The following is a 3587-nucleotide window of genomic DNA, read 5'->3' on the forward strand; positions in this document are numbered from 1 at the left end:
ATCACGAGGTCTTCATCCTCGTGCCGCTCTTTCAACTCTTCTAGACCGACAGTTCCGACTGAACTCTGTGCTTGGATTGAGGTCGGTCCATAACATAACAGGACCAATAGTAAATGAAGTAGGGTCAGGCGGTAATAATTCATAGCGTGTGTAGGGGCCTTTTCAAGGAAAGGGACCCTAAATTTAACCATAAGGGGCTATCTCTACAAGCCAAAGGAAATTAAGGCAGAACGTAGATGCTCGAGATTGGAAGGAAGCATAGTCATGAGCTAGCTTTGTTGTCAATGAGAGATGAACGGATACTCGATGAGCATTTGACCCGAAGACAAGGTCAGGTGAGTATCTGCCGCAAACTCCGATTCTATACCTTGATGTTCACCGGAGTGATGGCCATCTTCTATCTGGTCTTCGACTTCTTGCATTGGCCCTATGGGGTGTATCTCCTCTTGATCGGATTGATCAGTATCACATTGCAATCTGTACTTTGTTTTGCCACCATGCGACCGCGCACGTGGATAGCCGGATTGCGCATGGTCATCACTTTGATCGCCACACTCTACCTCATCCTACTCTTCACCGGTAGGATATTCTGATCATTTCTTCCTGAAGAAGATGTTGACCGGGACCCCGGTCAGTGGGAAGTGCTTGCGCAATTGATTCTCTAAGAATCTGCGATACGGGTCCTTGATATACTGGGGCAGATTACAGAAGAATGCAAAAGAGGGTACTGTGGTCGGGAGTTGGGCGCAGTACTTGATCTTGATATACTTCCCTTTGGTAGCGGGCGGAGGAGTATTCTCTATAATAGGCAACATCACCTCGTTGAGCCGGGAGGTAGGAATTCGCTGGGCGCGATTCTGATACACTTCCAAGGCCGTTTCCAGCGCTTTGTGGATACGCTGTTTGGTGAGTGCTGAGGTGAATATGATGTGCACATCGGTAAAGGGTTCCAAGCGTTCCTTGATCTCCTTCTCCATGATGCGCGTGGAGGATTCATCCTTGTCGATGAGGTCCCACTTGTTGACCAGCACCACCACGCCTTTCTTATTGCGCTCTATCACATAGTAGATATTCAGATCCTGCTTCTGCAGCCCATCTTGTGCATCGATCATAAGTATGCATACATCACTCTGCTCGATGGCCCGTATGGATCGGAGCACGGAATAGAATTCCACATCCTCATGTACCTTCTTCTTCTTGCGGATACCGGCCGTATCCACAATGATGAATTCCATGCCGAAAGCATTGTAGTGCGTATCCAACGCATCCCGGGTGGTACCGGCCACATCGGTGACGATGTTGCGCTCATTGCCTAGTATGGCATTGGTGAAGGAGGATTTTCCCACATTGGGTTTGCCTACGACCGCTATACGCGGAAGGTCCGGAACATCCACCTCTGCCTCTTGATCGAGTTTCTCTACCAAGGCATCCAGCATATCCCCTGTCCCGCTGCCATTGATGGCCGAGATGGGATAGTACTCGCCAAGCCCCAAGCTATAGAACTCCATGGCATCAGTACGTCTCTGATGATTATCCACCTTATTCACCACGACCAGAAAAGGTTTCTGGGTCTGTCGGAGGAGTTCTGCCACTCCGCCATCCAGGTCGGTGATGCCTGTTTCTACATCGGTCAGGAAGATGAGTACATCGGCTTCATCTATGGCCAAGCGCACCTGCCGATTGATCTGTTCTTCAAAGACATCATCACTCCCTTCTACATAGCCTCCGGTGTCGATGACTGAGAATTCCACTCCATTCCACTCCGAATGCCCGTAGTGACGGTCCCGGGTCACACCGCTCTGCTCATCTACAATGGCCGAGCGCTCCCCCGTCAAGCGATTGAAGAAGGTCGATTTACCCACATTGGGTCTTCCGATGATGGCCACGATGTTGGACATGGCTGCAAGTTTAGGGCTATTCTCACGCTTGGGATACCCCTTGGCCTTGTTTCCAAGAAATTCCAGCTGTAATTCAAGACTAAAAGGCCAGCATGCGGGCTAGGGGATTGTTTTATCCAAATGGAGAATTGGAAAAGTAGGGGTCGTAGATTAGGATTAGGAACTAGGCATAGTCTATCTTGCCATCTGAACCAATACTCGACATCATGAACCCTGAATACGCGAACGAAGGGCTCCCTGCGTGGGCCATCATACTCTATCTGGCCGTGATCATCTTCTTGATCGCTGCTCAATGGAAGATCTATCAAAAGGCCGGTCAACCTGGATGGGCCGCGATCATTCCTATTTATAACATCTATATACTTACCAAGATCGTTGGCAAGCCCGGCTGGTGGGTGCTCATGATGTTCATCCCATTTGTGAATCTGATCTTTGCTATCTGGATGACCAATCTACTTTCAAAGAGCTTTGGTCAAGGAGTCGGGTTCACCATTGGCCTATTATTACTGGGAATCGTATTCTACCCCATGCTCGGATTCGGAGATTACAAGTACCATGGCCCAGCAGGTGCTGATGGTGCTCCAGCAACGGTAGGAAATGACGTGTTGGATGCCTGATACAGCGTTCTGAAAGAATTTTCTTTCCTTACAGAGATACCGGTCCTAGGGCCGGTATCGTTGTTTCTAGACTAATTTTGTGATCGATCAAGACAGGACACATGACGAAGCAGATCAAAGGATTCTCCAAACTTTCTAAAGAAGGAAAGATGGAATGGCTCATCGAACAGTACTTCGATGGGGATGACCGTAAAGTGGATTTCCTCAAAAGCTACTGGCATAGCGATAGTAAAGTTCAGAAGCTACATGATGAGTTCATCGAGAATACGCTGAGCAATTATTACATGCCTTTCGGTGTAGCACCCAACTTCGTCATCAATGGCCAAGACTACTGCATCCCATTTGCCATAGAAGAAAGTTCTGTAGTGGCTGCTGCCGCCAAAGCCGCCAGTTACTGGGCACAGCGAGGCGGGTTCAAGACCGAGGTGCTTTCCACTCGTAAGGTCGGTCATGTGCACTTCACCTGGGCGACCGATGTGCAGAAAGTGCGCACCTTCTTTTACGATGTGAAGGATAAACTCCTACGAGAGACCGATGACCTCACAGCCAATATGCGCCAGCGTGGCGGAGGTATCATCGATATCGAATTGGTGGACAAGACTTTGGATGAAAAGGACTACATGCAGCTCAAAGGCATCTACGAGACCAAAGATGCCATGGGGGCCAACTTCATCAATAGCATTCTGGAGCGCTGGTCCAAGATCTGGAAGGAAGAGGCCGCTGCTTCTACTCTATTCTCAGAAGATGAGAAGAAGAGCCTTATGGTCATCATGTGCATCCTCTCCAACTATACACCTGATTGTGTGGTTCGAGCAGAAGTGGGTTGTCCTGTCGATGACCTATATAATGGCTGGAACGATCTAACGGCAGATGTCTTTGCCAAGAAATTTGAAGAAGCCGTGCGTATTGCAGAGATCGAGCCTTATCGCGCGACCACGCATAATAAAGGCATCATGAACGGTATCGATGCTGTGGTGATCGCTACAGGAAACGATTTCAGAGCGGTAGAGGCCTGTGCGCATGCCTATGCCGCACGTACGGGTCAATATCGCAGTCTGACCCACTGTACGAT

General features: G+C 49.1%; 4 protein-coding genes. 3 read left to right on the forward strand and 1 reads right to left on the reverse strand.

Features of this window, described 5'->3' with window-relative positions; all coding sequences use genetic code 11:
* Positions 1 to 284: 284 nt before the first annotated feature.
* The gene (locus HKN79_05355; protein ID NNC82984.1) at positions 285 to 593 is read left to right on the forward strand and encodes a hypothetical protein; all 309 of its coding nucleotides are present in this window, start codon (positions 285 to 287) and stop codon (positions 591 to 593) included.
* Here HKN79_05355 and der read toward each other — a convergent pair whose 3' ends face one another.
* Positions 594 to 1898: a ribosome biogenesis GTPase Der gene (der, locus tag HKN79_05360; GenBank protein ID NNC82985.1), complete on the reverse strand. Its 1305-nt coding sequence runs from the start codon at positions 1896 to 1898 to the stop codon at positions 594 to 596.
* A 206-nt stretch (positions 1899 to 2104) separates the two neighbouring features.
* Between der and HKN79_05365 the strand changes: the two genes are divergently transcribed.
* Both HKN79_05365 and HKN79_05370 read left to right on the forward strand, forming a co-directional pair.
* A complete protein-coding gene (locus HKN79_05365; protein ID NNC82986.1) occupies positions 2105 to 2515 on the forward strand; it encodes a hypothetical protein in 411 nt (136 codons plus the stop codon).
* Positions 2516 to 2616: 101 nt separating this feature from the next.
* A partial coding sequence (locus HKN79_05370; GenBank protein ID NNC82987.1) for a hydroxymethylglutaryl-CoA reductase occupies positions 2617 to 3587 on the forward strand: 971 nt, incomplete at its 3' end.

Source organism: Flavobacteriales bacterium (assembly GCA_013001705.1).
In the GTDB taxonomy this organism is placed as follows: domain Bacteria; phylum Bacteroidota; class Bacteroidia; order Flavobacteriales_D; family JABDKJ01; genus JABDLZ01.